This is a genomic window from Bradyrhizobium sp. HKCCYLRH3059, assembly GCF_051168035.1.
Taxonomy (GTDB): domain Bacteria; phylum Pseudomonadota; class Alphaproteobacteria; order Rhizobiales; family Xanthobacteraceae; genus Bradyrhizobium.
The window spans coordinates 182,839-209,775 of sequence record NZ_JBNPUF010000011.1; the positions used below are offsets into that span (position 1 = coordinate 182,839).

At 67.9% G+C, this 26,937-nt stretch carries 21 protein-coding genes; 10 read left to right on the top strand and 11 right to left on the bottom strand.

The features are described from left to right. Positions 1-12: 12 nt before the first annotated feature. Positions 13-2,616: an ATP-dependent helicase gene (locus ACQR13_RS28840; protein ID WP_434863473.1), complete on the bottom strand. Its 2,604-nt coding sequence runs from the start codon at positions 2,614-2,616 to the stop codon at positions 13-15. A gap of 291 nt (positions 2,617-2,907) precedes the next feature. Here ACQR13_RS28840 and ACQR13_RS28845 point away from each other — a divergent pair, with 291 nt between their 5' ends. Next, positions 2,908-3,081: a DUF1328 domain-containing protein gene (locus ACQR13_RS28845; RefSeq protein WP_009030497.1), complete on the top strand. Its 174-nt coding sequence runs from the start codon at positions 2,908-2,910 to the stop codon at positions 3,079-3,081. An 83-nt stretch (positions 3,082-3,164) separates the two neighbouring features. Here the strand turns inward: ACQR13_RS28845 and ACQR13_RS28850 are convergent, their stop codons facing one another. Genes ACQR13_RS28850 through ACQR13_RS28865 form a run of 4 tightly spaced genes read right to left on the bottom strand, consistent with a single transcriptional unit; the run spans position 3,165 to position 6,233 of the window. Next, the gene (locus ACQR13_RS28850) at positions 3,165-3,809 is read right to left on the bottom strand and encodes a hypothetical protein (RefSeq protein ID WP_315713402.1); all 645 of its coding nucleotides are present in this window, start codon (positions 3,807-3,809) and stop codon (positions 3,165-3,167) included. Then, positions 3,806-4,570, bottom strand: a complete 765-nt coding sequence (locus ACQR13_RS28855; protein ID WP_315752453.1) for an OmpA family protein — start codon at positions 4,568-4,570, stop codon at positions 3,806-3,808. The genes ACQR13_RS28850 and ACQR13_RS28855 overlap by 4 nt, the downstream gene beginning before the upstream one ends. Position 4,571: 1 nt before the next feature. After that, on the bottom strand, positions 4,572-5,333 hold the full coding sequence (locus ACQR13_RS28860; RefSeq protein ID WP_315713400.1) for an MBL fold metallo-hydrolase: 762 nt from the start codon (positions 5,331-5,333) through the stop codon (positions 4,572-4,574). Positions 5,334-5,393: 60 nt separating this feature from the next. Then, positions 5,394-6,233, bottom strand: a complete 840-nt coding sequence (locus tag ACQR13_RS28865; RefSeq protein ID WP_315825259.1) for a roadblock/LC7 domain-containing protein — start codon at positions 6,231-6,233, stop codon at positions 5,394-5,396. Positions 6,234-6,493: 260 nt separating this feature from the next. Here ACQR13_RS28865 and ACQR13_RS28870 point away from each other — a divergent pair, with 260 nt between their 5' ends. Further along, positions 6,494-7,993, top strand: a complete 1,500-nt coding sequence (locus tag ACQR13_RS28870) for an amidase (protein WP_434863480.1) — start codon at positions 6,494-6,496, stop codon at positions 7,991-7,993. Between the two features lie 299 nt (positions 7,994-8,292). Continuing rightward, positions 8,293-9,510: an alpha/beta hydrolase gene (locus tag ACQR13_RS28875; RefSeq protein WP_316165973.1), complete on the top strand. Its 1,218-nt coding sequence runs from the start codon at positions 8,293-8,295 to the stop codon at positions 9,508-9,510. A gap of 133 nt (positions 9,511-9,643) precedes the next feature. Here ACQR13_RS28875 and ACQR13_RS28880 read toward each other — a convergent pair whose 3' ends face one another. Further along, positions 9,644-10,483 carry a class I SAM-dependent methyltransferase gene (locus tag ACQR13_RS28880; protein WP_316169800.1) on the bottom strand — a complete coding sequence of 280 codons (840 nt, stop codon included), beginning with the start codon at positions 10,481-10,483 and terminating at the stop codon, positions 9,644-9,646. A 159-nt stretch (positions 10,484-10,642) separates the two neighbouring features. Here ACQR13_RS28880 and ACQR13_RS28885 point away from each other — a divergent pair, with 159 nt between their 5' ends. Further along, positions 10,643-12,181, top strand: coding sequence for a helix-turn-helix domain-containing protein (locus tag ACQR13_RS28885; protein WP_316201745.1), 1,539 nt, complete (start codon positions 10,643-10,645; stop codon positions 12,179-12,181). 16 nt (positions 12,182-12,197) lie between these two features. Here ACQR13_RS28885 and ACQR13_RS28890 read toward each other — a convergent pair whose 3' ends face one another. Next, entirely contained in the window at positions 12,198-12,704 is a 507-nt protein-coding gene (locus ACQR13_RS28890) for a thioesterase family protein (protein ID WP_315713394.1), read from the bottom strand. Between the two features lie 72 nt (positions 12,705-12,776). Here ACQR13_RS28890 and ACQR13_RS28895 point away from each other — a divergent pair, with 72 nt between their 5' ends. Beyond that, positions 12,777-14,198 (top strand): FAD-binding oxidoreductase, encoded by a 1,422-nt coding sequence (locus ACQR13_RS28895; protein WP_315713393.1) that lies wholly within the window; start codon positions 12,777-12,779, stop codon positions 14,196-14,198. A gap of 176 nt (positions 14,199-14,374) precedes the next feature. Here ACQR13_RS28895 and ACQR13_RS28900 read toward each other — a convergent pair whose 3' ends face one another. The 4 genes from ACQR13_RS28900 to ACQR13_RS28915 form a co-directional block, all read right to left on the bottom strand. Further along, positions 14,375-14,647 carry a GCG_CRPN prefix-to-repeats domain-containing protein gene (locus tag ACQR13_RS28900; protein WP_315713392.1) on the bottom strand — a complete coding sequence of 91 codons (273 nt, stop codon included), beginning with the start codon at positions 14,645-14,647 and terminating at the stop codon, positions 14,375-14,377. Between the two features lie 267 nt (positions 14,648-14,914). Beyond that, positions 14,915-15,145 (bottom strand): hypothetical protein, encoded by a 231-nt coding sequence (locus tag ACQR13_RS28905; RefSeq protein ID WP_315736839.1) that lies wholly within the window; start codon positions 15,143-15,145, stop codon positions 14,915-14,917. Between the two features lie 199 nt (positions 15,146-15,344). Beyond that, the gene (locus ACQR13_RS28910; RefSeq protein WP_434863474.1) at positions 15,345-17,048 is read right to left on the bottom strand and encodes a SulP family inorganic anion transporter; all 1,704 of its coding nucleotides are present in this window, start codon (positions 17,046-17,048) and stop codon (positions 15,345-15,347) included. A gap of 42 nt (positions 17,049-17,090) precedes the next feature. Next, complete coding sequence (locus tag ACQR13_RS28915) at positions 17,091-18,008, bottom strand: LysR family transcriptional regulator (protein ID WP_434863475.1); 918 nt, start codon at positions 18,006-18,008, stop codon at positions 17,091-17,093. Positions 18,009-18,110: 102 nt separating this feature from the next. Between ACQR13_RS28915 and ACQR13_RS28920 the strand changes: the two genes are divergently transcribed. The 5 genes from ACQR13_RS28920 to ACQR13_RS28940 all read left to right on the top strand — a co-directional run bounded on the left by ACQR13_RS28920 (position 18,111) and on the right by ACQR13_RS28940 (position 26,916). Beyond that, on the top strand, positions 18,111-18,545 hold the full coding sequence (locus ACQR13_RS28920; RefSeq protein ID WP_316174241.1) for a DoxX family protein: 435 nt from the start codon (positions 18,111-18,113) through the stop codon (positions 18,543-18,545). A 214-nt stretch (positions 18,546-18,759) separates the two neighbouring features. Continuing rightward, positions 18,760-19,572 carry a DODA-type extradiol aromatic ring-opening family dioxygenase gene (locus ACQR13_RS28925; RefSeq protein ID WP_316169797.1) on the top strand — a complete coding sequence of 271 codons (813 nt, stop codon included), beginning with the start codon at positions 18,760-18,762 and terminating at the stop codon, positions 19,570-19,572. A gap of 795 nt (positions 19,573-20,367) precedes the next feature. Further along, on the top strand, positions 20,368-21,669 hold the full coding sequence (locus ACQR13_RS28930) for an MFS transporter (protein WP_434863476.1): 1,302 nt from the start codon (positions 20,368-20,370) through the stop codon (positions 21,667-21,669). Positions 21,670-21,741: 72 nt separating this feature from the next. Further along, complete coding sequence (locus ACQR13_RS28935) at positions 21,742-22,974, top strand: cytochrome P450 (RefSeq protein WP_316183986.1); 1,233 nt, start codon at positions 21,742-21,744, stop codon at positions 22,972-22,974. Positions 22,975-23,142: 168 nt separating this feature from the next. Next, a complete protein-coding gene (locus ACQR13_RS28940; RefSeq protein ID WP_434863477.1) occupies positions 23,143-26,916 on the top strand; it encodes an AsmA family protein in 3,774 nt (1,257 codons plus the stop codon). Positions 26,917-26,937 lie beyond the last annotated feature (21 nt).

The window sequence follows — 26,937 nt, forward strand, 5'->3', positions numbered from 1 at the left end:
GTGGCGGTCAGGTCACGCCCGCTGCACGAAGCTGTCGACGACGTGCTTTTCGCCGGCCTTGTCGAAGGCGATGGTCAGCTTGTTGCCGTCGATCTTGACGACGCGGCCATAGCCGAACTTCTGATGGAAGACGCGGTCGTCGAGGGCGAATTCGGATGTCGTGCCGGTGGATTTCGCCACCAGCTCGCCCTCGATGGTCATCGGTCCGCGCTTGCCACGGCCGAAATGACCGCCGAAGCCGCTGCCGAACGGATCACGGCCCGAGAACGGCGACGGCTCTTCCTTGAAGCCGCCCTCCGACGAACCGCGCGCTGCGCCCGGCCGACGTGCCTGCGCGCGCTGCCAGCCCGGCGTGGAATAGCTCGATCCGAACGATTCCACGTTGTCGAAGCGCGACGGGCCGTAGCCCCCGGCGCCGCCCCAGCCCGAGCCGCCCTTCGACTCGGTGATCTCGACGCTCGCCGCGGGCAGCTCGTCGAGAAAGCGCGACGGGATCGTGGTGGTCCAGGTGCCGTGGATGCGGCGGTTGGTGGCGAAATAGATTTTTGCCCGGCGCCGCGCGCGGGTCAGGCCGACATGGGCGAGGCGGCGCTCCTCTTCCAGCCCGGCGCGGCCCTGCTCGTCGAGCGTGCGCTGGCTCGGGAATAGCCCTTCCTCCCAGCCCGGCAGGAACACGTTGTCGAACTCCAGCCCCTTGGCCGAATGCAAGGTCATCAGCGACACCGCTTCCTCGTCGGCCGCGCCCTCGCGGTCCATCACCAGCGAGATGTGCTCGAGGAAGCCGTGTAGGTTCTCGAACTCCTCCATCGAGCGGACGAGCTCCTTGAGGTTGTCCAGTCGCCCGGCCGCATCGGCCGAGCGGTCCTTCTGCCACATCTCGGTGTAGCCGCTCTCGTCGAGCACGATCTCGGCGAGCTCGGTGTGTGGCGTCACCTCGCGCTGGGCGCGCCAGCGCTCGAACTGCAGGATCAGCCCGCGCAGCGAGCCGCGCGCCTTCGGCTTCAGCTCGTCGGTCTCGACCACCGCGCGCGCCGCCTCGAACAGCGGGATGCGGCGCTTGCGGGCATGGTCGTGCAGCATCTGCACCGTGGCATCGCCGAGCCCGCGCTTGGGCACGTTGACGACGCGCTCGAAGGCGAGATCGTCGGCCGGCGAGTTGATGACGCGCAAGTAAGCCAGCGCGTCGCGGATCTCGGCGCGCTCGTAGAAGCGCGGGCCGCCGATCACGCGATAGGGCAGGCCGAGCGTGACGAAGCGGTCTTCGAACTCGCGCATCTGGTAGGACGCGCGCACCAGGATCGCGATGTCGTTGAGATGCTCGCCCTTGCGCTGCAGCTCCTCGATCTCCTCGCCGATGCCGCGCGCTTCCTCCTCGGAATCCCAGGCGCCGGTGACGGTGACCTTCTCGCCCTCGACGTCCTCGGTATGCAAGGTCTTGCCGAGCCGGCCTTCATTGTGGGTGATGAGGTGCGAGGCGGCGGCGAGGATGTGACCCGTGGAGCGGTAGTTGCGCTCGAGGCGAATGACCTTGGCGCCGGGGAAGTCGTGCTCGAAGCGCAGGATGTTGTCGACCTCGGCGCCGCGCCAGCCATAGATCGACTGATCGTCGTCGCCGACGCAGCAGATGTTCTTGAGCGGCGGCGTGGCGCCCTGCGCGGCGTCGTCGTCATTCCGGGGCGCACCGCCAGGTGCGAACCCGGAATCTCGCAGTTGGCTATCCTCAGCGCGGGATTCCGGGTTCGGCCCTTCGAGCCGCCCCGGAGTGACGGAGGATGGGGCGACGGCACGCGACGAACTCGGCGCCTGCGACAGCAGCCGCAGCCACAGATATTGCGCGACGTTGGTGTCCTGATACTCGTCGACCAGGATGAACTTGAAGCGGCTCTGATATTGCCGCAGCACGTCAGGGTTCTCGCGGAACAGCCGGATGCTCTCCAGCAGCAGGTCGCCGAAATCGGCGGCGTTGAGGATCTTCAGCCGTTCCTGATAGCTCGCATAGAGCTTGCCGCCCTTGCCGTTGGCGAACACGGCGGCCTCGCCCGAAGGCACCTGGGACGGCGCCAGGCCGCGGTTCTTCCAGCCGTCGATCAGGCCGGCCAGCATGCGCGCCGGCCAGCGCTTGTCGTCGATATTCTCGGCCTGCAGCAACTGCTTGAGCAGGCGGATCTGGTCATCGACGTCGAGCACGGTGAAATTGGACTTGAGCTGCACCAGCTCGGCATGGCTGCGCAGGATGCGGCCGGAGATCGAGTGGAAGGTGCCGAGCCACGGCATGCCCTCGACCGCCTGTCCGAGCATCTCGGCAAGCCGCGTCTTCATCTCGCGCGCGGCCTTGTTGGTGAAGGTCACCGACAGGATCTCACTCGGCCGGGCGCGGCCCTGGCTCAGGATATGCGCGATGCGCGTGGTCAGCACACGGGTCTTGCCGGTGCCTGCGCCGGCGAGCACGAGCACCGGGCCATCGAGCGTTTCGACCGCCTCCCGCTGCTCCGGATTGAGGCCGGCCAGATAGCGCGCGCCACCGGTCGCGGCGGCGCGAGCGCGCGCGGCGATGCCGCCGGCAACGGGCTGGTGGTCAGGCGCAGGAAAGGGGCTCACGCGGTTGGGCTCGGTCATCAGCGAATCAGTCTCGTCCCTCGGATGGCATCATATGACGGCATCACGAGGTCTGCAGGAAGGAGCCCTCATAGCAGGGATTGACGGCTATATGGGGCCGGGGCCGGCGTTTTACAGCCCTAAATCGGGCCAGGCGGACGCCACTCCAGCCTCGCTGGGCATTTGTTCCGGCAAATCGCGAAATTTTAGCGACCCGCGTGGCCGGAACCTTTGTTCCGAGCCACGATTATTTCGGCAACGGCGCAAGCTCCGCGTCGCTTTGAACCGCAATCGAGAGACAGAGGTCGTGTCATGTTAGGCTGGGTTGTCACCTTCCTGGTTATCGCATTGATCGCCGGCATTCTCGGCTTCGGCGGCGTCGCCGGTGCCTCCATCGAGATCGCCAAGATCATCTTCTTCATCGCCATCGTGCTGTTTCTGGTTTCGGCCGTCGTGGGCCTCGCCCGCGGCCGCAGCCGCGTGTAGTCGGCCTCATCCCTGACAATGAGGTCGGCGAAGGGCGCAGTGCCTCGCAAGAGGTGCGGCGCCCTTTGCGTTTTGAGGAGGTGTCAGGCCGGGGCCGTCAGCGCGACCTGCACCTTGGCGAGGGCGGGATCGAGCGCCACGGAGGCGAGGCGCGTATCGTTGGAGAGCGCGGTCAGAGTGAGCGTCTGGTCCTGCACGCGGAAGATCCGGCACAGCGTCGTCGCCTCCGAGGCGTCGCGCAGCATCACCGACAACGGCGCGATGTGGGTCTCGTCGGCGATCTTCTCCGCCACGAGCGCAAGCCGCGTCGCCGCCGCCGCAAGCTGCTCGGTGCGGTGTGCGGTCGTATTGGCCGCGAGCGGCAAGCCTTCCTCGTTGGTGAGCAGCACGGTCTGGAAGCGGCCGACTTCGGCGATGCGGTCGAGCAGCGGCACCAGCTCGCGGCGCCGGCCCGGCCGGCTCGCGAGCTGCGCCAGATCCAGCGAGATGCGCTCACGCTCGACCAGCGGCGCCAGCACATCTTCGATCGCGCTGCGCAGGCTGGTCTCCCGCTCGATGGCGTCGTGGCTGCTCTGCTCCTGCAACTGGTCGAGGCTGGCCGCCTGCATCTGCACCTGCCGGCGCAACAGCTCGCGGGACAGCGCGCCCTGGCGGGCGCCGAACAGATAGCCCGAGGTCAAGAGCAGAATGGCGGCGCCGAGGCCGCTCACGATGGCATAGATCGTCATGGTCGCTTCGTCGCTGTGAGTTGACTGCAATCATCGACGCCCGCAATGCGCAGCACGGCCTTGCGGTCGCCCGCGACCGCCTGGGCATCGCCGCGCGCCTCGCCGGCGCCGGCCGCGCGCACCGACATCCGCTGCGCGGGGAGGCCCTCGCGCTTCAACTGGGCCGCGATCTCCTTGGCGCGCGAATAGCTGAGCAGCACGTTCAGATCCTCGGTGCCGCTGGCATCGGTATGCCCCTCGATGATGATGGTCGCCTCACCGTGGCGCGCGAGCGCGCGTTGCAGGATCGCCAGCGACCGCTTCATGTCGGCAGGGTTCGGTCGTGCGCTGCCGCGCTCGAAGCCGACCGCCAGCGGCGCGAAGCACTCGGCGGAGGGCTTCGCAGGGCTCTGGGGCTCCGGGGGCGCTGCCGGGGCGACCGGCGGTGTCGGTGGCGCGATCACGACGGGAGCGATCGCGGGCGGCATCGGCGGCGCCGCGACCGGTGCCGGGTCGACGATCCGCGCCTCCCGTCGCTTGGGTGCCGCGTCGGCAACGGGGGCGTCGCGCTGCGGTACGGCCGTCACCGGCATTGCGGCCGTCGCGACCGGCGGCGTGGCGGTGCCTTGCTGCCAGAGCGCTGCCGACATGACGGCGATCAGGGTGCCGGCGACGGCGAAGGCCGCGGCGAGCCAGACCGGCGCCTCCTCGCCGGCCACGGTGCACGCATCGATGCGCATGGTGGGCGAAGGCAGAGCGGAGTTCGGGGAGGGCGCCAGCATGTCAGCCCACGGGCACCTTGAATTTCGGCGTGATCAGGTCGATGCCGCATTCGAGCCCCGCGCACCACGCGATGAACTGGCGCGACATCGTAGCATCCGGAAACAGCGCGCCGTGCTGCGGGGCGATGATCTCGATGTCGAGCGTGCTGACCATCTGCGCCCACGCCTTCATGACGCGGTTGGAGACCATGTAGCGCCGGTGAAAGCCCTCCATGAAGCGCGTATGCGCCTTGAAGTCGCGCACGACGGTGTAGTCGACGCCGATCGAGGCGCCGAGGTCGCCGCTGTAGAGGATCTTCGAGATCGGATCGTAGAGCTGGAAATTGCCCTCGCTGTGCAGGAAGTGCGCCGGCAGCGCGTAGAGCCTGCTGCCCGCGAGATCGAACACCATGCCCTCGTCGGGGATCGGCTTCAGCCGGTGGGCAACGATGTGGTCGAAGCCGAAATGCGGCACGAAGCGGGTCCACAGCTCGGAGATGTAGGCGTCGGCGTCGGTCGTCATCAGCCAGCCGTTGATCGCCGCGACGATGTCGGGATCCTGGTGCGACAGGAACAGATATTTCAGCCGCCCGCCCGAGAGCTCGCTGAAGGTCTCGCTGAGCACCCTGGAATAGACCTTGTGGCCGCCCGGATCGAGCAGCATGCCGACGCGGTCGTGGATGATCAGATGCTGGTTCGCCTGCACCGCGTGGTCGCCGGCGCCGAAATCCTCCAGCAGAATGTTCTTGTGAACGCCGTCGTCGTAGAGGACGGTATTGGCCATGAAACTACTCCCGCCGGCGCCGCGCCATCGCAGCGCGCCGGCTCATTGGACGACGGTGCGCTACAGTACCTTCTGCAGCGATCTGACGGCTTCGCGCATGTCGAAGAAGGTCAGCCCGAGCTTGCTGTTCTCGTTGGTGAGCGCGAGCAGCAGCGCGCCACGGCCGGCGCTGACCAGCACGGCATAGCCGGACTCGCCGCGGATGATGACCTCCTGCAGATGGCTGCGGCCGAGCTCCATGGCGGCGCGGCCGCCGAGCGACAGCAAGGTCGCGGTCATGCCGGCAACCCGCGTCTCCTCCATGTCGGCCGCGAGCACGCTCGCGATCATCAGCCCGTCCTCCGAGATCAGCGCGCAGGCCTCGACCCCGAACGAGTCGCTCTGCAGCTTGCGCAGCACCCGGTTGATTTCATCGAGTCGTGACATCGGCTTCTCCTCGACGGCGCGCGGGGCAAACTTGGAATGAAACTGGGTTTGAGCCATGGCGGGGTCCTGGTCATCATCTTGAGCTGTTGAAACGGAAGCGGTCGGAATGTCGATTTGTGCAGTAACGAAGGAGGGATACAGCGGGTCATCCGGGACCAGCGTCGTCGTCTGTTCCGGACTGCCGTCCGGCGCCGTCAGCGCGCGTGTCTCGATCGTATCAACCGCATCGTCGAGCGCGCGCTGCTCGGCCTTGATGCGTGATCGCGAGACCGGCGGATCCATCGCCTGCAACTGGGTCACCAGCGCCTGGCGGGCCGACTGGTAGACTTCGGCGCGGCGTTCGGGGGTGGAATCCGGCAGGCTCTCCATCGCGCGCGACAGCAGGATGAAGTAGTCGGCGGTGGTCACGGGCAGGGCTGCCGCATCCTCATGCGGACCGTGCGCTCGGCTCAGCAGGCTTGCGAGGCGTCCCATCGCTCTCTCGTCACTCTACGCAACTAACGATGCATAAGGTTAGGTCGGTGCAAGGGACAGGACGAATGATCTGAATCAAATTAACTAAAATCAGGACCAGACTGCGTAATCCCGCCCTCAAGTCGACCGCAGCAGATCATCGTGTGGCCACGATTGCCGCCAATGCGCCGTATTGCCGCCGCGTTCGGCGCAACTGCGCCTCGGTCGCAGCCAGAATCAGCTACGATCACGGCGACGAATGGCGGCGCGGGGAGGGCAATGTGAACGTCCGGGACTATGTGCAGCGCGATGCGACGGCGCTTGCCGCCGCGGTGAAGGGCGGCGAGACCCATGCGGCGGAGCTGCTGCAGCTCGCGCTGGCGCAGAACGAGCGGGCCCAGCCGAGGACCAACGCCGTCTGCAGGCTGATGGAGCGCGAGGCCCGCGCGCAGCTCGCCAAGCCCGCCAACGGCCCGCTCACCGGCGTACCGTTCCTGATCAAGGACTGCGCCCAGGACTATGCGGGCCTGCCGACGGCCTATGGCAGCAAGGCGCTATCCGGATTCGTCGCCGGCGAGCATGCCTCGGTCGTGAGGCGGTATCTCGAGGCCGGCCTCGTAATCTTCGGCAAGACCAACCTGCCGGAGCTCGCGCTGAAGGGCGTCAGCGACTCCCGCGCCTTCGGCCGCGTCAGCAACCCCTGGAATCCCGCACATACGCCCGGCGGCTCCAGCGGCGGCGCTGCGGCGGCGGTCGCTTCGGGCGTCGTGCCGATGGCCGCCGGCAATGACGGCGGCGGCTCGATCCGCATTCCCGCCGCCTGCTGCGGCCTGTTCGGCCTGAAGCCATCGCGCGGGCTGATCTCGTCAGGGCCCGGCTTCGGCGAGTACTGGTTCGGCGCATCCAGCGAGGGCGTGGTGTCGCGCAGCGTCCGCGACACCGCGCTCGCGCTCGACGTCATCGCGGGCGGCGAGCCCGGTGATCCCTTTCTCACCGCCGAGCCCGGCGTGGTCTACGCCGACGCGGTGGCCCGCGATCCCGGCCGCCTGCGCATCGGCTACACGGTGGCGTCGCCGATCGGGACCGAGGTGCATGCCGAGGCGAAGCTTGCGGTCGACAACGCCGTGAAGCTGCTGCAAGGCCTTGGTCACGAGGTCGAGGAGGCCTCGCCCGACATCGATGGCGCCGCGCTCGCGACAGCGTTCCTGCACATCTATTTCGGCCAGGTCGCGGCGCTGGTCGCCGACGCGCGCGGCAAGGGCGCCAGGCGCGAGGAGTTCGAGCTGCTGACGCGGGTGCTGTCGACGCTCGGCGGCGCGATCTCGGCCGGCGCGCTGACGACGCAGCTGCTGAAATGGAACGAGTTCGCGCGGGCGCTCGCGCGCTTCCATGCCCGCTACGACCTGCTGCTGACGCCGACGCTCGCGCATCCGCCAATCCGGCACGGCGAGGGCGATCCGAGCACCGCCGAGCAGACCCTGCTCGACATCCTCGACCGCATCGGCCTGCTCGGGCTGATGACGCGCTGGGGCCTGCTCGACGGCATGATCGACAAGATCGCCCGCGACAGCCTGCAATATGTCCCGTTCACGCAGCTCGCCAATCTCACGGGCACGCCGGCGATGAGCGTGCCGCTGCACTGGACCGCCGACGGCCTGCCGCTCGGCGTGCAGTTCGTGGGCCGGCTCGGCGACGAGACGAGGCTGCTGCAGCTCGCCCGCCAGCTCGAGCAGGCGCAGCCCTGGTTCGCGCGCCTGCCGGACTGGGTGATGCAGAGCTGACCACACCCGGCGGGCCGGTTCGAGCAGCGCGGTCGTGCGTCGCACGACGCCGTGCACGTCCATCGCGATTGCGTGCGCGCTGTTTGTGGTGTTCTATCTTAGGTGGAGCGCGGTCGCCTAAGCCGCGCCGGCTCGGCGACGTTCTTCGGACGGCCACGTTCTTCGGACGGCCACGTTCTTCGCGCCCGGCACATCGCACGTCGCTGCCGTCGTGCGGAAACTACTCCGCGTCGCTTCCGACGGTCCGCTCGTCCGGTGCCGTGCCATGCACATTGGCGATACTTTCAGAGGGCTGGATCATGAACGTCACAGTCTATTTCGCGACCAACAGGCAACCGATCACGGCTGAAGGCACGAATCAGATTACCGGGTTCAGCTCCGAGCTCGGTCCCGTCAACGGCTTGAACATCAGGTATGGCCGGGCCGAGATCGCGGTCGATCTGCAGGCATCGAGCTATGCCCTGGTGCCTGGATCGCTTCATGTCGAGGATGAGCAACTGATCTTTCCGCAAGGCTCCCGTGCGGTCCTCGGCAGCAATACGATCTTCGGCGCCCTGCGTGCCGACATGCTGGCGAAGGCGCGGCCGACGCTGGCGTTCATTCACGGCTTCAGCAACAGCTTCGTCGACTCGATCGAACGCGCCGGGTGGATCTCGGCGTTCTACGGGATCGACGCCAACATGTTCGTGTTCAGTTGGCCGTCGGTCGCCTCGCTGGTCGGCGTGCCGCTGCCCTTTGTGGACTACCAGCACGATCGCAAGACGGCGGCGGCATCCGGCCCGGCCGTGGCACGCACGCTGCGGCGGCTCTATGATTTCGTCGACGGGCTGCCCGAGAGCGAACGCTGCAACCAGAGCATTCATCTCATCTGTCACAGCATGGGCGTCTATGTCCTGCGCAACGCGTTGCAGGCCTTGATGCAGATGCCCGACCCGGTCGCCGGCGCGGCCATGGCCGGCGGCGTTCCGGCGATGGTGCGGATGGGCGGGACGCAGCCGTCCCTGACCGGATTGCGCAGGACCTTCGACAAGGTCGTGCTCGCGGCGGCCGACGAGGACGCGGACGCGTTCGACGACCCGGCGAAGCTGAAATATCTGCCGCGCACCGCGAGCAGCGTCACGGTCTATCACTCGACCAAGGATTGGGTGCTCAATACGCTGAGCGCGGGCACGAAATTCAACGGTCCGCGGCTCGGCAGCGACGGTCCCGACAACATGGGCAGCATCAGCGACAAGGTCACCGCGATCGATTGTTCGGATGTGACGACGTTCGAGCAGGACCCGCAGCAGCACCAGTATTACCGGATCTTCCCGGTGGTCCGCGACGACATCGTCCAGGTGCTGCAGGGCGTGCCGCAGAACCAGGTCAGCAACCGCGATCCGGTGGGGTCGGGACGCTACCGCATTCGGCCGCAGGCCCGCTTGGCGGTCAGGGCCACCAGTCCCAAGCCGCGCGCCGCGAAGGCGCGCGTCGCCAAGTCCGGTGCTGCGAAGAAGAGGGCGGCCGGCGGGAGCTGAGCGCGGGACGCAGGCGCGCCCGCATGGGCCGGCTCGGCGACGAGACGAGGCTGCTGCGGCTCGCCCGCCAGCTCGAGCAGGCGCAGCCCTGGTTCGCGCGCCTGCCGGACTGGGTGATGCAGAGCTGACGATCTCAGCGTTTGATGATGACCACTTCGAGATACTCCGACGGCACCACCATCGTGCCGTCCTCGGCGCGATTGAGCGTCCCGATCAGGGCCAGCATGTCGCGCTTGAGATCGGCCTGGCGGTCGCCATCAAGCGCAGCGAAGGCCTTGAGCACCGGGCCATAGTAGGTCTTGAACACGTCGACGAAATGCTCAGGCGAGCGGTAGCGCATCGCGAAATGACGCCGATGGCAGCGAATGTCGGTGGCATCGGCGAACATCTCTCGGATGCGTGCCTCGGTGCCCCACAGCGCCGGCGATCTGGCGCCGGCGGGCGGTGGCAGATATTTGCCGAGCGTCTTGAACAACTGGCCGATGAAGCCGTCGGGGGTCCAATTGGCCAGGCCGATCTTGCCGCCGCTGCGGCACACCCGGGTGAGCTCGGCGGCGGCGCGCTCCTGCCGGGGCGTGAACATCACGCCGAATGTCGAGACCACCACGTCGAATGTGCCATCGCCGAACGGAAGCGCCTCGGCATCGGCCTCCTGGAACTGCACGGACAGGCCGTCGGCGGCGGCACGCTGGCGCCCGCGGTCGAGCAGGGCAGGCACGTAGTCGGTCGAGACGACGTTGCACCAGCGCCGCGCCGCAGCCAATGTGACGTTGCCGTTGCCGGCGGCCACGTCGAGCACCTTCTGGCCGGCGCGGATGTCAAGCGCCTCGCAGAGTTCCTCGCCGACGATCTGCAGCGTGTTGCCGACGATGGCGTAGTCGCCGGACGACCACGCGCTGTGCTGGCGTGCCTTGAGCGCGGTGAAATCCGGCTCTGCGGTCGCGCCGGCCTGAATTGCAGCTGATGCGGTCATGATGGTCTCCTCCGGAGAATGCAGCGCTGTTGCGCGCGCTGGTGTGTGGAGACGTACGCGGCAGGCTTCGGGCGGCGCTATCCAGATCGCGACACGGCCATCCGGATCGTGAACTTTTCGAGCGCCGCCGATGACCCATAGGCAATTGGACGTCGTCGCATGATGGACGGAGATCAGGTTCCCCTGGCGGCGCGGCAGCCTTTGCCACGCAGCGTACGCCGCGCGCTCGAAGCGATGCATGACGACCTCGGGCGGCGCTGGACGCTGGCCGATCTGGCGAAGATTGCCGGCGTTTCCGGACGGACCTTGCAGCGCCAGTTCGTCAGGTCGATCGGCCGGTCGCCGCAAATGGTCCGGCAGGAGATCGGCTACGCGCGCGCCCGTGTCGAGTTTCTGCAGGGGCGCGCCGGCGGGAAGGTGATGGACGTCGCGCTGCGCTGCGGCTTCCCGCATTACGGCCGCTTCGCCGCCGGCTATCGTCGCTGCCACGGCGAGACGCCGTCGGAAACCCTGAAGCGGCAGGCGGTCTTGATGGCGCAGCTCGCCGCGTCGCGCACCACCATTGCGCCGGTGCGCGATCGGCCGACCATTGCCTTCGCCATGATCGCCACCGATCCGAGCGTGCGCGAGCTGGCGGACGACCTCGCGGCCGAGCTCACGCTGGCGCTGACCCGCGCGGGATTTGCCGTGACGACCCAGCCGCGCGCGGCGCGCTACCGCATGAACGCGTCGCTCCAGGGTCGGGATGGCGCGTCACGGCTGCTGCTGCAGCTGATCGACCAGGACAGCGGCGGGCTGATATGGGCGCATCGCGGCGAGGTCATGCTGCGGTGGGAGGCCGACAGTCACGAACGGTTGGCCGCCCGCGTGGCGGCATCGCTGCTGCAAAGCCTGCGCCGCGCCGAGATCGATCGGGCGCTGCGCAAACCGGATGAGGATCTGACCACGCAGGATCTCGCGCTGCGCGCCATGCCCGGCGTGCTGTCGCTCGACGCCGACGGCAACCGCAGTGCGCTCGAGCTGCTGCATCAGGCCATCGCCCGCGATCCCCGTCATGCCCTGGCCACGGCGCTCGCGGCCTGGGCCTACGGCCAGCGCGCGGTCTATCATTTCGGCACCGCGCCCGGGCAGGACCGGCAGCTTGGTCGCGCCCTGGCGCAGCGCGTGCCGACCGAGCTTGCGGATGCGACCGTGCTGTGCGTGCTCGGCAACGCGCTCACCTTGCTGGATGAGCTCGCCGAGGCCGAGCAGGTGGTGGGCCGGGCGCTCGCGCTGGATGGCGGTGCCGCCTGGGCCTGGAGCCGCAGCGGCTGGCTCGATGTCTATCGCGGCGATGCCGCGTCGGCGATCGAGCGCTTTCGGATTGCGCTGGATCTCGCGCCGCAGGACCCGCTCGCCTTCAACGCCATCATTGGAATCGGCTGCGCGCATTTCGCCGCCGGGACCTACGCGGAGGCGGCGCGCTGGCAGCAGCGCGGCCTGCGCGAGCACCCGTCGTCGCTCTGGGTGCACCGGACCATGTGCCCGTCCCACGTGCTGGCGGGCGAGCGATCCGCGGCCCTGCGCAGTCTGCAGGCGCTGCGTGCCGGCTATCCGGACCTGACCCTGGCCGAGGTCCAGCGCGGCATGCCGCCGCTACCGGACGCCTATTCGGCCCGGGTATTCGAGGGATTGTCCGACGCCGGCCTGCCGGCGTAGCGGCGGCCGGTCACCGTCACCTCTTCGGCATGCCGATGGCGCGGCCGAGCCCGTCGGGCTGCGGCAGCGCGGCATGCGCCTGCAGCACGCGGGCGATGTTGGCCTGGATGTCCGGCGGAAACGGCGCGACCTTGCGCTTGGTCATGTCGATATGCACCGACATGCCCTCCGAACTCGCCGAGATCCAGCCTTCGTCGGCGTGGCGGAGCTCCTCGAACGTGTGCAGCCGCTTCTCGTCGGCACCGATCAGCCAGACTGCGACCTGCACCGGATCACCCAGATGGATCTCGCGCAAATAGCGCACGTGGCACTCCGTGATGAAGGTCGAGCCCTGCCGTTCCTTCATGTAGGCCGGTCCGATGCCGAGCTCGGCCCATAGCTGGTCGATCGCGCGGTCGAACATCACGTTGTAATAGGCCATGTTGAGATGGCCGTTGTAGTCGATCCATTGCGGCTCGATCTGCATGATGGACGACAGGAACGGCCCCGCGCCGGCTTGTGTGGGCACTGCATTATCGCTCATCGGCTCTTCCGTTTGCTCCCTTGACCCCTGTTGCGTCCTTTGCCACGGTCCGCCCAACTTTCGGAGGAAGCAGTGGCGACGACGATCCCCCATCACGATTTGAAGCGGCCCGCGCCGGAGGCGCTCAAGAGCGCGCTCGACGCGCTGGCGGCCCGCTTCGGCAACCGGCTCATCACCTCGCAGGCCGTGCGCGAGCAACATGGCCATACCACGACCTGGCTGCCGACGCAGCCGCCGGATGGCGTGGTGCTGGCGCAGGAGACCGCCGACATCCAGGACGTCGTCCGCATCTGTGCGCCAAAGGGCGTGCCGATCATTCCGTTCGGCACCGGCACCTCGTTGGAGGGCCAGGTCAATGCGCCGGCCGGCGGCATCTGCATCGACATGCGCGACATGAACAAGGTGCTGGAGGTGCATGCCGAGGACCTCGACTGCGTGATCCAGCCCGGCATCACCCGCAAGACCTTGAACGAATATCTGCGCGACCAGGGCCTGTTCTTTCCGATCGATCCCGGCGCCGACGCGTCCCTCGGCGGCATGGCGTCGACGCGGGCCTCCGGCACCAATGCGGTGCGCTACGGCACCATCCGCGAGAACGTGCTGGCGCTGAAGGTCGTGCGCGGCGACGGCGAGATCATCAAGACCGGCACCCGCGCCAAGAAGTCCGCGGCCGGCTACGATTTGACGCACCTGTTCATCGGCGCCGAGGGCACGCTCGGCATCATCTGCGAGATGACCATCCGGCTGCGTGGCATTCCCGAGACCATCGCCGCGGCGTCGTGCTCGTTCGAGACCGTGCGCGGCGCCTGCCAGGCGACGATCCTCGCGATCCAGACCGGGATTCCGGTGGCGCGCATCGAGCTGCTCAATGCGGCGCAGGTCAGGGCGTGCAACGCCTATTCCAAGCTGACGCTGCCGGAGACGCCGCTGCTGCTCTTGGAGTTTCACGGCAGCGAGGCCGAGGTCGCCGAGCAGTCGAAGAACTTTGCCGAGATCGCCAGGGAGTGCGGCGGCGGCGACTTCGCCTGGACCACCAAGCCGGAGGACCGCACCAAGCTGTGGCAGGCGCGTCACGATGCCTATTGGTCCGTGAAGGCGATCCGGCCCGGTGTCGGCGTGGTCGCGACCGATGTCTGCGTGCCGATCTCCAGGCTCGCGGACTGCGTCACCGAGACCGAGGAGGACCTCGCGCGTCTCAGGCTGACCTCGCCGATCGTCGGCCATGTCGGCGACGGCAATTTCCACTGCTCCTTGATGTGCGACGTCGACGACGCCGACGAGATGGCGCGCGGCGACGAGTTCATGCATCGCCTCGTCGAGCGCGCGCAGGCCATGGGCGGCACCTGCACCGGCGAGCACGGCATCGGCCAGGGCAAGCAGAAATATCTCGAGTCCGAGCTCGGCCCGGAAGCGCTCGATGCGATGCGCGCGGTGAAGCAGGCGCTCGATCCGCAGAACATCTTCAATCCAGGCAAGATCATCCCGGCGCGCTGATTGGCAATCCAAGCCGAGCTGGGTTTCGGATTTGGGTTCGGCGTGCAGGCCCGCTGCTCACATAGGGCCGCTGCTCACATCTCCCAGCTCGCGGGAGATGTCGGAATGCATCACGATTCACCAAATAGAAAACGCCGCCGCGTTCGACACGCGGCGGCGCTTTGTTTCCGTGCAGATCAACGGCAGACGCGGCGCGGTCCCCACGGGGTCGGCCGCACCCAGCAGGTGCGCGGGCCGTAGACGCCGTAGCCGTAGGGGCGATAGACGCGCGGGGCGGGCCGGCAGCGGCCCCAGCGGTCGGGGAACCAACCGGGACCACAGCCGCCGGCGACGCGCTCGACATTGCTGTCCGGAGCAGCCGGCTGGGCTGGCAGCGTGAAGGCCTGCGCGGCCGACGCGCCCAACATGACGGTCGCGGCGAGCAGGGCGGAGGTGAACAGATTGCGCATTGCAGTGCGGTCCTCTCGTTGGTTTCGAAGCAGTGCAGTCCTTAGACGTCGTCGGGCAAATTTTGGTTTCGCAATTTTTTCGAGGTCGCGAAACCTCTTCCCAGTACCATAGAGCTCTCCACGACGCCGGTCGCCCGATGCAGCTCTGCCGATCATGTGGCGCATCGCTGCAGTGTCGACGCCATCGTGCGGTCTTCTAGCAGACATTCGCTGCAAGGAACATGAACGATCAGCGACGCGTCCCGTTGGCTTTCGTCGCAGGCGGCATCATTTTCCGCCTTGCTGCGCCTTTGCGTCCTTCAACGCCGTCCTGCAACCGTCGGAGAGCTTGTCGAACTTCTCGATCATGCATTGCTTGATGCGGCCGCCGCCCGGCATGATTCCAGTACAGAGCGTACGCACATCGTCGCCGCAGGCCTGGCGCATGGCGCTCCTGTCCTGAGCCTGGGCGGCCGTGCTGGAGATGACTATCAACAGCAGCGGAAGAAGCTTGTGCATGATCAATGATTCCTCTCTCGCCGCGGCCGACGCGCCGGGCCTCGTGAGGCGGTTGTCTCGCCGATGAATTTAGCGGGCATATGTCGACCGTCGCCGCAACGTGTAACGGTTTGTATCACGAGGTCACTGCGCAGAGCGCAAGCGTCCGCCTGCCGCCGGGGTCGTCGTCGACCACGGCGGCGCTCGTGCCGCCATTCCCTCAAGCGTGCACGTCCGAGGCACTGCTGCGCAGCTTCTGCAGCGCGTGATCGACGCTGTGGAACACGCGCTCCCGCGGCAGCACATCGTACAGGCCGAACCGTTCGAAGGCCGCCTGGGCCCGCAGCGACTCCAGCCGCGCCACCGCGAACACGATACCGGTCTCGTTGCAGATATGGATCACGTCGCGCAGGGTCTGCGCGGCGGTGAAATCGATCTCGACGATGGCGCTGGCCTCGAACACCACCAGCCGCGGCTTGCGGCTGCGCAGCAGGCGCTGCATGTCGGCGCGGAACGTCGCTGCATTGAGGAAGCTGAGCGGGGCCTGGAAGCCGACCACGGCGATGTCGGACAGTTCCTCGCCCTTGATCTGCGGATGCGCCGGCCACCAGATCGTCGTGTCCGGCACGCGCTGGAAGGCGATGAGGTGGGCGCGCGTCGTGCTCCAGATGCCGTGCAGCAGCGACAGCGCGATGCCGAGCGCGACGCCCTGCTCGATCGGCAGTGCGACGATGGCCACCGCGGTGGCCAGGATGAGCAGGAACTCGCCCTTCGACGCACGATAGACGCTCGTGATCTGCGCGACGCGGATGATGCGCAGCGCGACGAACAGCAGCACGCCGCCGAGCGCTGCCTCCGGGACGTTTGCAAGCAGCCGGGCTCCGAACAGCACGAGCAGCAGCACGATCCCAGCGGCGAGCAGGCCCGCGACCTGCGACCGGCCGCCGGTCTCGACCACGATGCCGGTGCGCGGTGGACTCGCATCGACCGGAAACGCGCCGAACAATCCGGCCAGCAGGCTGCCGGCACCGGCGCCGAGGAAGTCGCGGTCGACGTCGGCCGCGCGGTCGGGATCGGAAGGGAACGAGCGCGTCGTCGCCGACGTCTGCACCATCACCACGACCGCGATCAGGAAGGCGAGCGGAACCAGCTTCGCCCATTGTTCCGGCCCGATCAGCGGCACGGACGGCATCGGCACCGTGCCGGCGATCTCGCCGATGACGGGCACGCCGCGTCCCCGCAGCCCGGCCGAGAGCACGAACAAGGTCGAGGCCGTAAGCGCGATCAGCGCGCCGGGAATGCGGGCGCTGATCCGCTCGCAGACCGTGATGGTCGCGAGCACGCCGAAGCCGATGAGCATCGTGTACCCGTTGGCCTTGCCGAGTTCGCCAGCGAGGGTGGCGATCCGCGCCAGCGTTGGCCCGCTCGGTGACGGCAGGCCGAGCACGCCCGGCAATTGCGAGACGATGATGTGAACGGCGATGCCGGCCAGGAAGCCCACGGTGACCGGCACCGACAGCAGGTTGGCGATGCCGCCCAGCCTGAAGCCGCCGGCCAGCACCAGCATGACTCCGACCAGCAGCGCCAGCGCCGCAGCGAGGCTGCCGTATTCAAGCGTGCCGCTGGCCGCGAGCAGCGCCAGGCCGCCGGCGAAGATCGGCGTGATCGTGGAATCGGCGCCGCAGGACAGGAAGCGGTTGGCGCCGAACAGCGCGAACCCCAGCGATCCCGCCATGAAGGCGAAGAAGCCGGTCTCGGGCGTGAAGCCGCCGAGCTTGGCGGTCGCCATCTGCTCGGGGATCGCGATCGCCGCCAGCGTCAATCCGGCGGCGAGATCGGCGGGCAGGGCGCTGATCCGCCAGCCTCGCAGCGAGCGGAGCATCGGCCAATGATGGTTGCCGTCGTGGCGTGGTTGCTCGATCATGTCGATGTCTCCAAGCGCATCACGGTCGATGTGTTCGTCCGCTCACGCAAGATCGCGATCCCAGGGCGGCTCCGGCGCGAACGCCGCGGCGAGGTGGTCTATGAAGGCGCGCACCTTGGCCGATGGCGTGCGGTCCGGCAGATAGACGGCGTGCACCGCCAGCAGGTCCGACGGCGGCGCGTCGAGCGTCAGCGGCACCAGCCGGCCCGCGCGGATGTCGTCGCCGACGATGAAGGTCGGCTGGTAGATCACGCCCTGTCCGGCCAACGCCGCCGCGAGCAGCGCATCGCCATTGTTGGCGCGCAGATTGCCGCTCACGGTGACATCGACCGCGGCTTTGCCGCCCATGCGCCAGCGCGACGGGCCGGCCGCCGCCAGCGTATAGCCGAGGCAGTTGTGACCGGCGAGATCGGCCGTGGTGCGCGGTGTCCCATGCACGGCGAGATAGGACGGCGCGGCACAGAGCATCATCCGGCATGGCGCGAGCCGCCGCGCCACCAGGCTGGAGTCCTTGAGCGTGCCGATGCGGATCGCGAGATCCCAGCCTTCCTCGATCAGGTCGACCAGCCGGTCGTTGAGGCCGAGCTCGACGCTGACGCCGGGATAGAGCGCGGCGAAGCCGGCGAGCAGCGGCGCGATCTGGCGCGTGCCGAAGGCGAGCGGGACATTGAGGCGCAACAGCCCGCGCGGCTCGACGCGGTCGGCCGCGATCGCGCTCTCGGCCGCCTCGAAGTCGCCGAGCACGCGCTCGGCAAGGTCGAGATAGCGGCGTCCGGCCTCGGTGATGGTCAGCCGGCGCGTGGTGCGGTGAAACAGCTTGGTGCCGAGTCGCGTCTCCAGCGCCGCGAGGTGTTTTGTCACCATGGTCGGCGACATGCCGAGCAGGCGGGCCGCGCCCGACAGGCTTCCGCAGCCGGCCACCTTCGAGAGCACCTCCAGTCCGGTCAGCCGGTCCAACACTGGATCATCTCACTCTTGGAGTGTGAACTGATTTTCCATTGTAGCGGATTATCGTCTGAGGGGAAATGATCCATATGGCGGGAAGTCCCCACGGAGGTCCCGATGATCGATTCCCGTACTGCGCCTTATGCCGCGCTCCTGCTCCGCCTCACTCTTGGCGGGCTGTTCCTGGCCCATGCCAGCCTCAAGCTGTTCGTCTTCAGCCCGGCCGGCACCGCAAAGTTCTTCGGCAGCATCGGCCTGCCGCCCGAGCTGGCCTATCTCGTGATCGCCGCCGAGATCCTGGCCGGCATTGCCCTGATCCTCGGCATCGCCACCCGCTGGGTCGCGCTCGCCGCCGTGCCGATCCTGCTCGGCGCCATCTTCACCGTGCATGGCTCCGCCGGGTTCTTCTTCAACAATCCGAAGGGCGGCTGGGAGTATCCGGCGTTCTGGGCGGTGACCCTGGTGATCCAGGCCCTCCTCGGCGACGGCGCCTATGCGCTGGGGGGCCTGCGCAGCGGCCTTGCCGGCGGTCAGCTCCGCAGCGCACACTGATCGTCATGGTTGGTTGACTGCCGCGACAATCTCAGTGTCGTCCCCGCGAACGCGGGGACCCATAACCACAAGCGGACTTGGGTCGAGCACGCTGGTCGACGCGCAGCCTGCCTCAAACGTCGATCCCGCGGTATGGGTCCCTGCTTTCGCAGGGACGACGGCTGTGGGTTGGGTTGACAGGTGGACATCCCTATATCGCCCGAGGAGCCATGACATGACCCTGCCCAGCATCTTCCTGTCGCACGGCTCGCCGATGCTGCCGCTCACGGATTCGGCCGCCCGTGACTTCCTCGTCGGCCTCGGCGGCAGCCTGCCGCGGCCGAAGGCGATCCTGGTGATCTCGGCGCATTGGGAGACCGACATCCCCGCCGTCAATGCGGTGGCCACCAACGAGACCATCTACGACTTCTACGGCTTTCCCCGTGAGCTCTATCAGTTGCGCTATCCCGCGCCGGGGGCGCCCGATCTCGCGCAGGCCGTCGCGGCGCGGTTGCAGGCGGCCGGCCTGCCGGTCGGCATCGACCGCGAGCGCGGCCTCGATCACGGCGCCTGGGTGCCGCTGCTTCTGATGTACCCGCAGGCCGACATTCCGGTGCTGCAGCTCTCGATCCAGACCGAGCAGGGCCCTGCGCATCATCTCGCGCTCGGCCGTGCGCTGGCGCCGCTGCGCGAGGAGGGCGTGCTGATCATCGGCAGCGGCAGCTTCACCCACAATCTCGGCGAGTTCCGCAAGCGCCGGCTCGACATCGACGATCCCGCGCCGTCCTGGGTGGTCGACTTCGCCGACTGGGTGCACCAGGCCGCGATCGAGGGCCGCGTCGATGATCTCGTCAACTACCGCCGTCTCGCCCCGCATGCGCGCGACAACCATCCGACCGACGAGCACTTCCTGCCGCTGTTCGCCGCGCTCGGCGCCGCCGGCGAGGGCGCCCGCGTGGAGCGCCTGCACAACAGCGCCAATTACGGCGTGCTGCGCATGGACGTGTATGCGTTCCACGGCGCAGACGAGGCGAAGGCTGCGGCGTGAGCCGCTGACTTGTTAGTTCGATCTGCATTTGCCCGTCGGGCCTATTTTGCCCGACGGGTTACTTTGTCGCAGTCATTTCGCTTGCGTCGTCGGGCAAATCACCGCGATCCTTCCGCGCATCCCGCCTCACTTGCGGAGGGGCGTTGCGCGCGATCGTCACGACACGCGAGGCGGGGAGCGGTGGCCGCGAGAACTCGCAGCATGTCCTGTCGATGTGCGGACGAACGAAGCTCTTGCGGACGTGAAGTTGCAGGGTTCTGATACCTCGACGCTGGTATCACCGCGCAACGCGTGAAACGCGTTGTCGCGCATGGCGGCCAACAAGCCGAGCGCCAGGAAGCCTGCATATAAGCGTGAAGCCCATCGCGCAGGGAGGGCCGGGCGATCTCGGCTGAACCTGTGGTACCTGCCGCCTGCATTTTTTTGAGCAGGCGGGCCACGGGCGCGGCCAGCGCCCGGCCTTCCCTGCGCCCTCCTGATTGATGAGGGTGAACGGACGTTGCACAGCCCGGGCATGTCATGCCGCGGAATTGCAGACGCGCGTCGGTCTGTTCGATGAACGCGAGATATCTCAGCGTCGTCATTGCGAGCACAGCGAAGCAATCCAGAGTCCCGTCCACAGCCCTGGATTGCTTCGCTGCGCTCGCAATGACGGAGGAGAGGCCAGCGTTCCCAAAGGTGCGCCGCACACATGACCTCGGAGGTAACTGACACGGGATGGCGCGGCGTAGAAAATCCTTGACCCCTCCGCATGCAGATGATGCGAAGGATGCACCAGGGAGTGAAACAACAACAATGCGCCTACCCTTCTATTATGGCTGGGTCATCGTCGCCGTGACCTTCGTGACGATGGCCGTCGGCGTCAATGCGCGCACCGCGTTCTCGCTGTTCTATCCGCCTGTTCTCGCCGAATTCGGCTGGGACCGCGGCGTCACCGCCGGCGCGTTCTCGTTCGGCTTCGTTGCCTCCGGAATCGTCAGTCCGCTGATCGGACGGCTGATGGATCGCACCGGCCCGCGGGCCGTAATGGAGCTCGGCGTCGTGCTGATGGCCGGCGGTCTCCTGCTCGCGCCGCTGACCACGCAGCCCTGGCATCTGTACCTCACCATCGGCGTGATGGTCGGCGCCGGCAGCGTCTGCCTTGGCTATTCCGGCCAGTCCTTGTTCCTGCCGAACTGGTTCATTCGCCGCCGCGGGCTGGCGATCGGCATCGCCTTCGCCGGCGTCGGCGTCGGCTCGATGACGCTGTTGCCGTGGGTGCAGCACATGATCGCGCAGACCAACTGGCGCACGGCCTGCACCGCGATGGGCATCGTCGTGCTGGTTGTGCTGGCGCCGATCAATCTCTTGCTGCGCAAGAAGCCGGAGGAGATCGGCCTGCGCCCCGACGGCGACGCCGCGCCGCTCGCCCACGCGGCCAAGCCGGTCTCCAACGTCGTCGACGCCGCCTGGGCCGGCACCGACTGGACGTTGTCGCGCGCGCTGCGCACGGGCCGGTTCTGGTGGCTCGCGCTGGGCTATTTCTTCGGGCTCTACGTCTGGTACGCGGTGCAGGTGCACCAGACGAAATACCTGCTCGAGATCGGCTTCAGCTCGAGCGTCGCGGTGTGGGCGCTCGGGGCCGTCAGCCTGCTCGGGATTCCCGGCCAGATCGCGCTCGGCCATCTGTCGGATCGCCTGGGGCGCGAGGCGGTGTGGGGATTAGGCTGTCTCGGCTTCGCGATCTGCTTCGCCGCGCTGATCGCGCTCAAGGCCGCGCCGTCGCTGGTGCTGATCTACGTCATGGTGGCGACGCAGGGCGCGCTTGGCTACGGCCTGACCTCGGTGATGGGCGCGGTCGCGCTGGAAATATTCCAGGGGGCGCATTTCGGCAGCATCTTCGGAACGCTGATGTTGATCGGGCTGTGCGGCGGCGCAGCGGGGCCGTGGGTGACCGGCGTGCTGTATGACTACACCCTGAGCTACACGCCGGGCTTCGTGATCGCCTTCCTCGGCGCCTTCGTCTCGGCGGCGGCGATCTGGATCGCGGCCCCCCGCCGGGTCCGCCTCGTCGCCGGCCAGTTGCACAGGTTAAAGACGGCGGGGGCGGCGGCATGATGTGTGATCGGGGCCGACTTGCCATCGCGCCGCGGCCGTGAGCTAATCGGCCAATCCAGGGAGAGGAACCCCATGAACGAGCATGTCCAGGCCGCCAAGGCCGCGCCGCTGTTCAATCCGCTGTCGCCGGAGTTCATCCGCGACCCCTATCCCTTCTATGCGCAACTGCGCGACAACGATCCGATGCATGTGACGCCGTTCGGCGCGTTCCTCGCCAGCCGGCACGCGGAATCGAGCCTGGTGCTGCGCGACAAGCGCTTCGGCAAGGACTTCGTCGCGCGTTCGATCCGGCGCTACGGCCCCGACATCATGAAGGAGCCGGTGTTCCAGAGCATGCGGCATTGGATGCTGCAGCAGGACCCGCCGGACCACACCCGGCTGCGCGGCCTCGTCGTGAAGGCGTTCACGGCGCGGCGGGTCGAGGACATGCGGCCGCGCATCCAGGAGATCGTCGACCGCACGCTCGATCAGGTGATCCCGCAGGGCCGGATGGATCTGATCGAGGATTTCGCCTTCAAGCTGCCCGTCACCGTGATCTGCGACATGCTTGGGATTCCCGAGGAGCATCGCGAGGCGTTCTACAAGAGCTCGCGCGAGGGCGGCCGCCTGCTCGAGCCGGTGCCGCTGTCCAAGGCCGAGATCGCCGAGGGCAATGCCGGCAATGCCGTGTCCAAGGCGTATTTCCAGCACCTGTTCGAGCTGCGCCGGAAACATCCGGGCGACGACCTGACGACGCAGCTGCTGCAGGCCGAGGAGGATGGTGCCAAGCTCAGCCATGAGGAACTCACCGCCAACATCATCCTGCTGTTCGGCGCGGGACACGAGACCACGGTCAACCTGATCGGCAACGGCCTGCTGGCGCTGCACCGCAACCCGGAGCAGCTGGCGCTCTTGAAGGCGCGGCCGGAGCTGATCACGAACGCGATCGAGGAATTCCTGCGCTACGATTCCTCGGTGCAGCTCACCGGGCGGGTCGCGCTCGAGGATATCGAGGATCTCGGCGGCCGGCGGATTCCTGCGGGCGAGAGCGTGCTGTGTCTGCTCGGCTCGGCCAACCGCGATCCCGCGGTGTATCCGGACAATCCGGAGCAGCTCGATATCACCAGGCCAAACGTGAAGCCGCTGTCGTTCGGCGGCGGCATCCATCATTGCCTGGGCGCGCAGCTTGCCCGGATCGAGGCCGAGATCGCCATCGGAACCCTGCTGCGGCGGCTGCCGGAGCTGAAGCTAGACGATCCGGACAACCCGGACTGGCGGCCGACCTTCGTGCTGCGCGGCCTCAAACGGCTGCCGGCCCACTGGTAACCATCTTCGTCAACGGAGTTGTCCAACGCCCCGGAAAGACCGACAGCGCTGTGACTTCGCCATACTTAATCCTATATGATGCAGCGCTCCGGTATCGATGCCAGTGGGCCGCGGCCGCATTGGTTTTAAGGTTGGGACGCCGGAGCGTTGTCCTTTGAGGGAGACCCCGTGCAGACGACCCTGCTCGGCTTGGCGATTGCCTTCATCCTTGCGCTCCTTGCTGCGCTGATCGGCCCGTACTTCGTCGACTGGAACCAGTTCCGGCCGCAGTTCGAGGCCGAGGCGGGCAAGATCATTGGCGTGCCCGTGCGGGTCGCCGGTGCGCTGGACGCACGGCTTTTGCCGACGCCGACGCTGCGGCTGCGCCAGGTCACCTTCGGCGGCGCCAACCACCTCGGCAAGCTGCGCGCCGACAAGCTCGACGTCGAATTCAGCCTCGGCGACCTCATGCGGGGGCAGTGGCGGGCGAACGAGCTTACCATCGGCGGCATGGCGGCCGATCTCGGCCTCGATGCCAAGGGTCAGGTCGACCTGCCGGCAGCCTCCGGCCGCTTCGATCTGGCCGCGCTCGCCATCGACCGGCTCAACCTCACCGGCCGTGTCGCGCTGCACGACGCGGCCAGCCGCTCGACGCTGGAACTGACCGACATCGTCTTCTCCGGCGACGTGCGTTCGCTGGCCGGTTCGCTGCGCGGCGATGGCGCGGTGTCGATCCGCGGCGGCCGCTACCCGTTCCGGGTGTCGTCGAGCCAGGACAAGGACTCCAACGGCCTGCGCGTCCACCTCAACATCGACCCGGGCGAGCGTCCCGTGATGGCCGACATCGAAGGCCTCATCAGCTTCCCCAACCGCTCGCCGAAGTTCGAGGGCGCGCTGACGCTGTCGTCGCCCCCGAAGGAGCAGGGCGCCGACAACGACAAGCCCGCCCAGCCTGTGAAGGAGCCATCCGCAAAGCAGGCTCAACAGGCCAAGGCGGGTCCGCTGAACCAGGCCGGCGCGACGCCTTGGCGCATCGCCACCAAGATCGTCGGCGACCAGGCGTCGGCCAAGCTCGACCAGATCGAGGTCAGCTTCGGCCAGGAGGATCGCTCGCTCAAATTCGCGGGCAGCGGCGACGTCCGTTTCGGCGCCGCCCCCGTGCTGAAAGCCTCACTGTCCGCACGCCAGCTCGATGCCGACAAGCTCCTGGCCGGCGGTGACGACATCAAGGATCGGCGGGCGATCGCGCCCGCGCTGGTGCTGCCGGCGCTGCGCAATTGGATCGCACAACTGCCGACCCTGCCGATGCCGGCCAACGTGCAGTTCGCGACCGAGCAGATCATGCTTTCCGGCCGCCCGGTGCAGAACTTTACTGCCGACCTCCACAACGAGCCTTCGGCATGGAGCCTCGAAAAGGTCGATCTGCGCGCGCCCGGCTCGACACGGCTGACCTTCCGGACCATCGGCATCTCGACCTCGGTCACATCGGGCTTCACCGGCGCGCTTGATCTCGAATCGTCGGAGCCCGACACGCTGGTGGCCTGGCTGCAGGGCCGCAGCGACAGCAGCTATCGCACGCAGCGTCCGCTGCGGCTGCGCGGCGACCTCAACGTGGCGCCGGAGCGGGTCGCGATCGACAGCCTCAAGGCCGATATCGACGGCGGCTCCGTCGATGGACGCGTCGCCCTCGTCAACCGGCCAGCAGGGCCGGGCTCGCGTTTCGAGGCGGTGCTGAAGGGCGATCGGCTCGATCTCGACGCGGCGATGGCCGTGACGCGTTCGCTGGTCGGCGTTACCGGCGAGTGGCCGGCGGAGGCCAGCGTGGCGCTGGACGTCGGCCGCGCCAAGCTCAGCGGCCAGGAGCTGCGTCCGCTCACCGCGCGCTTTTCCTACGATCCCAAGACCATCGCCATCGACCAGATCAAGTTCGGCCAAAGCAGCGGCGTGACGAGCGAGGGCTCCGGCCGGTTCGATCGCGCCGATGCAACCGGGCGGCTGGTGGTGACCTCGATGGCCGGCTCGCTCAAGGAGATCACTGCGCTGGTGCAGCCGCTCGCGCCGCAGATCGCCGCCCGCTTCGATGCGCTCGGCACGCCTGCCGGTGCCGCCCGGCTGAAGCTTACGCTCGATCTCGCCAAGGATCCGGCCAATGCCGATCGCAGCCAGGCCAAGGCGGTGCTCGATCTCGACGCGCCGCAACTCAAGGGCTCGGCGACGCTGACGGCAAAACCGTCGGCGGCGGCGCTGCGCAGCTTCGAGCTCGATGCGATCGATCGAACCGAGCTTGGAATCGAGAGCCGGGTGTCGTCGGAGCAGGGCAGTGCCGTGCTAGCGCTGCTCGGACTAGATCGCGTCGCGGCGGCGGGCAACGGTCCGGCCCAGTTCGACGCCAGCGTGACCGGCAGCTGGCGGACGCCGCTGCGGGTGAATGCGAAGCTGTCCGGCGCCGGTCTCGATTGCGATGCGCAAGGCTCAGTCGATCCCTGGGGCGACACCGCCAAGGCCAACGTCAATCTGCGCCTGCGCAGCGCCAATCTGTCGCCGTTGTTCGGATTGAAGCCGCAGGATCCGGCGGCGCAGAACATCCGCCTGTTCGGCCGTCTTGGTCTTTCCAACAATCGCGTGACGCTCGATGACATCGACAGCACGGTCGGCGGATCGCGGCTGCGTGGCCGGCTCGCGCTGGTGCTCGACGACGACAAGCAGATCGACGGCGAACTCGGGCTGGACGCGCTCGACGTGCCGCAAGTGTTCTCGGTGCTGATCGGCGGGGCCGGGCGTGAGCCGGCCGAGCCTTTGGGCGCCGGTCTCTTGAAGGGATGGCGCGGGCGCGTCTCGTTTCAGGCCCTCAGCGGCGCCATTCTGAACGGCACTGATCTGCGTCCGCTGGGCGGCGCCATCAAGAGCGACGGCCAGTCGCTGACCATCGAGAATCTCAAGGGCAAGCTCGGCGGCGGCGACGTCACCGCGACCGTCGATACGCGCTCCAACGCGAATGGTCTCGTCCTGAACGGCCGCGTCGAGCTGGCCGGTATTGACGGCAACGCGCTACGCTATCACAGCCTGAAGATGCCGGCCGGCAAGGTTTCGGCGCAGATGACGCTCGCCGCCGAAGGACGCAGCGTGCAGGCAATGATCAATGCGCTCTCGGGCAATGGCACGGTGACGCTTGACAATGCGGCGCTCCCCAATCTCGACCCGCGGGCGTTCGATGCGGCGTTGCGCGCGGCCGACGCAGGCCAGGTGAGCGACGACGGCAAGTTGCGGCAGGTGATCGAGCCGGTGCTGGCATCGGGGACGTTGCCGGTCACGGCTGCGCAGATCCCCTTCATCATCCGCGATGGCCGGCTGCGTGTCGGCGCCACCACGCTCGAAGCGCAGGGCGCCCGTGCCATCGTCTCCGGTGGCTTCGACATTCCGGCCGATCAGGCCGACATTCGCGTCAGCCTGAGCACGGGCACGGTCGGCAATGCCAATAGCCGTCCCGAGATCCAGCTGTTCGTGGTCGGGACGTCCGAGGCGCTGACGCGCGCGGTCGACGTCACCTCGCTGTCGTCGTGGCTGGCGGTGCGTGCCATCGATCGCGAGACGCGGCGGCTGGATGCGATCGCGCGCGGCGAGGTGCCGCCGGCCTATCCGTCGTCGACGGCGTCGCTGCCCGGTGCACCCGAGGCTGGCCCGGCGGCACCGAGCGCGGCCGACGTGCCGCTGCCCGGTCGTGATCCGCGGCGCGAGCCGCGCACCAAGCTGGGTGGTCCGCGCGCCGTCGTGCCGCCGCTGACCCCGCCGCTCTCGGCTCCCGCCCCTGCGCCTCAGCCGGCGGCACCGATGGCATCGAGCCAGCCGCAGGTCGCGCCCTTGCCGCCGCCGGTCGAGATCAAGCCCGCGCCGGGTGCGCTGCCGCCGCGCCCACGGCCGGTGCCGCGTCCGCCGGTCGTGCTGACGCCGCCGGGCAGTCCATGATGCTGGCTGACGGCGTGCGGA